The 6,167-nt window shown below is 56.3% G+C and carries 3 protein-coding genes; all 3 read right to left on the bottom strand.

The features are described 5' to 3' along the window. Nucleotides 1-46: 46 nt before the first annotated feature. Nucleotides 47-3,415 (bottom strand): RHS repeat domain-containing protein, encoded by a 3,369-nt coding sequence (locus NZK81_RS08635; RefSeq protein WP_260045707.1) that lies wholly within the window; start codon nt 3,413-3,415, stop codon nt 47-49. Further along, nucleotides 3,409-4,929, bottom strand: coding sequence for a Calx-beta domain-containing protein (locus tag NZK81_RS08630; protein WP_260045706.1), 1,521 nt, complete (start codon nt 4,927-4,929; stop codon nt 3,409-3,411). Before NZK81_RS08630 ends, NZK81_RS08635 begins: the two co-directional genes overlap by 7 nt. A gap of 533 nt (nt 4,930-5,462) precedes the next feature. Then, nucleotides 5,463-6,161: a DUF6118 family protein gene (locus tag NZK81_RS08625; RefSeq protein WP_260045705.1), complete on the bottom strand. Its 699-nt coding sequence runs from the start codon at nt 6,159-6,161 to the stop codon at nt 5,463-5,465. Between the last annotated feature and the right edge of the window lie 6 nt (nt 6,162-6,167).

Raw genomic sequence — 6,167 nt, 5'->3', positions numbered from 1 at the left:
GGCACCCTTCAAAAGGCGCCTCCTGCGTTCCGGGATCGGCTACGGGCTACGCCCTTCGCCAATCCCGGAACGCAGCATTCTCATCTTGTTTGTCGCGCTTTCTCAACCTGAATGTCGCGCGACAGCCTGGTGCGCTAGTCAGCAGATTGAGCTTGGAATAGCTGTAAGTCGATGAGCCGGAAGTGGTGAGATTGCCACGCGTATCATACCCGAAGCTCGTCGCTCCGGCAGCCGTGTACTGGTTCAAACCGTTTGCCGTATAATTGCGGTTGACCGCATAGCCGCCCGTATAGGCGTAAGCGCTGTTGCTGCGGGCAAGGCCAATGATTTGCGAAGCCGGGTTATAGGCAATCGCGGTGCCGGTGCTGCCGACCTTGCCGATGGTCAGGTCGCTGGTGGTTCCTGCCAGATTGACCTGCAGGCCGGACAAGCGGCTGATGGTATCCCAGGCGTAGGTACGGGTCGTACCGTTGCCGAAAGTAATCGTGCTGCGCCGGCCGAGATTGTCGTATCCATACTGCGCGAGCACTCCGACCCCACTGGTAGCACCATTCTCACGAATCTTGGTGATCTGGCCAGTGTTGTCGTAATCGTAGTTGACGTAGAAGCCGTCGCCCCAGGTAAGCCTGATGGGATTGCCTGCCGTGTCATACTGATAGGACATGGAGCCGAAGGCCTGCGCTTCGCTCGTCATGCGGCCAAGGGCATCATAGCTGCTGGTGAGGTTGACGGAACCTTGAGTGACCAGCGTCGGCTGCCCCGCCAAGTTGTACGTATAGCTGATCGCCGTTTCGCCCGGCGGCGTCCGCGTGACGATGCGATCAAGGTTGTCGTAAGCGAGGCTCATGCTCGAACCGTCACGCAGCCGCAGCGATGTGACGTGAACATTGTCGCCATAGGTCAGCTGCTCATAGTCCGTGCTCGAACTGCTTCCCGCGCCCTTGGTGCTCGATGGGTAATTCGTTTTCGAAAGCCGGTCGAACCCGTCGTACGTGTAAGTGGTTTTGTTGTTATTCGCGTCCTTCACGCTCGCGAGCAACCCATCGGTCGTATATATAGCAGTCTGCGTAACTGCAGACGCGCTGGTCCCCAGGCCGGTAGTGACGGTCAAAACGCGGCCGACCGCATCATACGTTGGCTTTGCAACCCGGTCCGGGCCGTATGCGCCGCTAGTTTGCGGTGTGCAGGCGTCGCTCTGACTTGACCACTGTGTTGGGTCCATGCGAACCACAGTGCATTTCACCCGCCCCATGTTATCGTAGCTTTGCTGGCTCAATGCGTACGTCGTACCACCGGCCGTTACGGTCATCTTAATGGCGCGCGCATTGCCGTCATAAGTCGTGGATGTTTGCTGCAGTGAACTGAAATTGTTCCATGCCGTATCCGACTGATCGGCGACGGTGCCGGTCTCGACCATCGTCACCTGACCGTCCACATTATATGTCGTGCGTTGCGCCAGCGGGATACGCGATCCCGTGCCGTCCGGATCCGGGCTGACGACGCCGACCAACTCGCGCGCGGCATCGTAGCGGTATACCGTCGTATCGCCTGTTCCGCTCAAGGGACCATCAACCGAAACGACATTGCCGACATTATCATAGACGGACGATACGGTAGTGGTCACAGAGCCATTGCCCGCGGAAGCGGTTGAACTGACCGGGAACAGGTTGTTTGCCGTTCCAGCGGTCTGCGGCCCGTATGAAACAGTCCTCTTGCTCTCGTTGGCCGAGCCGACGCAACTGGCCGGATTGGCGCTGGTCGCCGAGAGGCAAGTCGATGTCGCCGTCAATTGGTACTGATTGATGCCGGACGCAACGATCGAACCCGAACTGTTCTTATAGTAGGCCTGCATCGCCGTGTAGCTGTAGCGTGTCTGCGGCCGGACACCCGAAGCATCTGCCGGAGCCGTTACCGTTAACAGGCCGCCGTGAGTGGCGTTGTATGTGTAGTCGGTCTGATGACCGAGGGCGTCCCGCGTCCAGGTAGGCTGGTTGCATGTTTTCAAGTTCGCACAAGTCGATGGATAGCTGGCCGTCGTGACAATGTCAGCTGGCGTGCCGGGCGTCTTTGACACCTTGCGCGTTTCTTTGACATTGCCGCGCGCATCGTAGGTGTATTTCGTATATCCGGCAGTTGGTACGCCTGAGGTGATTGTTCCCCCAGGCCCTACTGCGTAAGTCAGACGGCCGTTGCTATCATACTGGTAGGTCGTGGTCGCGTTCAACTCATCACGGTAAGTAAGGACCTGATTCTGATTGGTATCGACAGTGACAACGTGCTGCGTCGTATCCGGATTGGTCACCGTCACCGTCATGACGGGATCTGCCGACGACCAAGCGTATTGCCATGTACTTCCATCAACAGTAATAGACGAAACTCTATTAGCGCCACTGCTGTAAGCGTACGATATTATTTCATTATCAGTTGATGAAGATGCTCTGCGGATTTTTACCTGCTGGGTGCCAACGGTGGTATATGTGATTGTTCGCCCAAGAAGATCTGTTTGCTGCTTCTGAGAGCCATCAGACGATGTGGCGTAAGTTACAGATGGCCATTGTTGCGTGAGGCTGGTGCAACTGTCAGCTGCCGGGTCGCAATAGTCTACCGACAGATTGATGAGTGTTGCCTTGGTAAGGAGAAAAAAATTGCTGTACCCATCGGAAAGTGTGGCGCCAGCGTATTCAAGTTTAGCCATGAAACCGTTCGATGATACGGCAGAAATTAGTCGAATATTACTCCTTTCTCCAGCCAAAGATCCACTCATCATATTTTTATAGTAAAATGATATCTTCTCTCCACCTGGTTTGATAATGTATTTTGCAAGCGCGACGGCATTGAGGCTGAAATATTTTATCTCATCAACAGCAACACCAGCTATCGGCGACTGATCGAAGAAGGCAACTGTGCCGTCACGCATTGTCAGAGTGTAGCTGCCACCGCTCCAGATATTGCCGGTTGCAACCAGTGTTTCGCCGCCGCCTTGCGCATTGACCCACGTGCTTCCACTGAGCGTAAACTTGATCCTCGTTCCGCCGACCACAGCGGCAAGTTCAGTCGAACTGATCTGTTCGATGGAATACTGCAATTCACGGCGGATACCTAGCATTCCACCAAAAGCCATTCCCTGACCGTTGGTTCCGATTGAAATCGGGACATTGAGAACATTCGCCTGCCCAGTGGCCAGATTGACACCGCGTTCGTCGACAACCCATCGCTGAGGCGGGGTGGCGTCATCGGCCAGCTGCGCAAATGCCGGAAGTGGAGCCATGGCAATAAGCGAGGCTCCGAGCATAAGCATGGGTTTGAATGGCGCAGCTCCCTGACCATGCAGGCGGAGGTTACTATGCGGTAAGGTATTCATTTTACCCTCAAATTTATTCCTGCTCAGCATTGTCGAAGCGTGTAGTTTCAACATATCTTGCAACCTCCACCAAGGCCGTTGTCTTGGATTGTGCCCCTGCCCTGACCGTCAGAAATGACTGATCCGTTCGTGGCTCCGGAAAGGTTGACGTACATATATTCATCTGTCTCAACGCGGTTATCGTCATGTGTCGGAACAGAGATGGTTTTTGATATTTGGCCGGGTGAGAAGGTGAGGGTTCCCGAGGTGGCCGTGAAATCGTTGGCCGCCGCCGTGCCAGTCGCGGTCGCATAGTTCACGCTGATGCTGCTTGAACTGGTAGCCGAGAGGGTCACGGTGAAAACCAGATTGCTGGCTTCTGTAGCGCTGGCGTCGTTGATGGAGATCGAGGGGCCGGTCACGACATCGTTGTCGTTGATCGTGCCTGCGCCGGTTGCCGTCGTAACGCTTGCATAAGTAGACGGATTGGACAGCGACACGCTCATGGTCTCCGCAGATTCCACCGAAGTGTCGTCAATCGTGGCGACATTGATTGTGGCGCTTGTCTGATTGGCGGCGAAGTTCAGGGTTCCGGACTTGGCGGTGTAGTCGCTTCCTGCGGTCGCCGTGCCATTGGCCGTCGCATAGCCCACGCTCACAGCCGATGTCGTATTGCCCGAACGCGTTACGGTGAATGCCAATGTGCCGCCTTCGGTAACGGCCGCAGCATTGCCAATCGCCAGGTTGGCGAATGCGATGTCGTCATCGTTGATGGAACCTGTGCCGGTCGCTGTCGTGATGGTCGCGTAGGTCGATGGGTTCGAGAGTGTAACCGACATGGTCTCAGTGGATTCAACAGCGAGATCATTGACGGTGGCAATGCTGATTGTGGCGCTTGTCTGGTTGACTGCGAAACTCACGGTCCCGGACTTGGCGGTATAGTCACTGCCTGCGACAGCCGATCCGTTAGCGGTTGCATAACTGGCACTCACCGATCGAGTGATGTCTCCTGAACGTGTCACAGTGAAGGACAGGGTTCCCCCTTCGGTCACCGAAGCGTTGCCGATTACGAGACTAGAATCGTTGTCGCTAATCGTACCCGTGCCGGTTGCAGTCCCAAGCGTTGCTCCTCCGGATGGGGACGAGATGGTGACTGTCATCGTTTCCGACGTCTCGACAACCTTATCGTTTGTGGTGGAGACATTGATGGTGCCGCTGGTCTGGCCTGCAGGAATCGTAAGAGTCCCCGTCGCCGCCGTGAAATCGTTCCCTGAGGTCGCGGAGCCGCCGGCTGTCGCGTAATTGACCGAGATGGTAGAGGCAGAGGTTCCCGACAGGTTCACCGGGAAGACGAGCTTTCCGCCTTCAATGGTACTAGCATTTCCTATGGAAACCGAAGGTGCCGCGATGGGCTCCGCAACCGTGTAGTTGGTCCGGTTATTCGCGTCATCGTAGGAAATCGACCTCGCCTCGCCACTGCTCGGCCCGCCGGCACGAGAACTCCTGACCAGACGACCCTGCGCATCGTAGCTGTAAGTGTATGATTCCTGTGCATTAGCAGAACCAACGCACAAAACCGAAACCGTCATCAAAAGACCGACGACACCTCGCGAAGTCATCACATCGCACCCCATTCTAAATTCGGAAATATCGGCTCGCCGCAAAGCCCCGCGCAGCTATCCGCTCAAGCTTTGGAACGTTCCGCGTCAGAAACAGAATGGCCGAGACCTCTCGAAAAATGTCCTAGCCAGAATGCGGAAAGAGCAGCGCCAAATGCACAACGACGAAAGTGCATGGTCAGCATATTCGAATTTCCCCCAGCCAGAGGCTTACGCCCAAGAGCGAGCGATACAGCGTCGATAGACACCTCGAAGGTCAACGGCGGAATTAAATTTTTGAAATCAGCATGTTGATAAGATTTCCCGGTAGGTGAGGACACGTTTTTCAACCCAGTCGGTGGCATATTATTCCAGTGGTCGCGTCCTGAGAGGACTTAGCTGGGCTTGGGTGGTTACCGTGACTTCCGGTAGGGGCGGACTTGTGAAGCTCGAACCTGACTGAAAACACCGACACGACCGATGCGCCAGCGTTCGCGGGTAGACGAAAGCCCTTCGGACCGAATTTATTTGCGGGGCTCCACATTGAATGTACAGCGCACAGAGTTGTGAACTTTATTCGCTGCAGCTTGGCATTTTCCCAACGCTTCGTCATTGTCGCGCAGCACATTCACAGCCTCGGCCAGCGCATTCCATGCCCGTGGACTATCGGCCTGCATGAGGCGAGAACCCGCTTCCCAAAGTGTCGGCTCACCAATGATATGTGCAGCCATTGCTTCAGGCATGTGCCATCCCTGCGGCAAAGTGCGCAGGATCACCCCGGGAAGGAACGACCACAGCAACATCCCCGCGAGCAAGCCGCCGCCCGCCGCCCATGCAAAGCGGCGGCGCTGCTCACGGGCGGTCGCGACTACGCCCACCAGTCGCTCCATTTGGCCCGCCGCCCCGTCCATCCGCCCTCGCGCCTGTGCAATGGCGATACCGTCCTCCGCACGGGCTTTCGCACCGGCTTCGGAAATCTGTCGCGCCATTTCATAGGGCGTAAGTTCTATCGCCGGTCGGCGCCCAAGCGTATTGATCGCTTCGCGCATCCTGCCCAGTTGGGCTTCGATCTTTCCCAGTGTTTCGCTGTAGTCGGGCGCAGCATCGCGCCTGGCGGCAAGCCCAGCAATGGCCGCTTCCAGCAGGTCCACCTTTTCACCAAGCCGCGTGAAGGCCCGAACCGCCGGATCAATTTCGGGAGATGGCATTGGCAGATTGTCCATAATCAT

This window comes from Novosphingobium mangrovisedimenti (assembly GCF_025153475.1).
Taxonomy (GTDB): domain Bacteria; phylum Pseudomonadota; class Alphaproteobacteria; order Sphingomonadales; family Sphingomonadaceae; genus Novosphingobium; species Novosphingobium mangrovi_A.
Note: the sequence above shows the minus strand (reverse complement) of the source record. Positions and strands in the feature narration are given on the sequence as shown.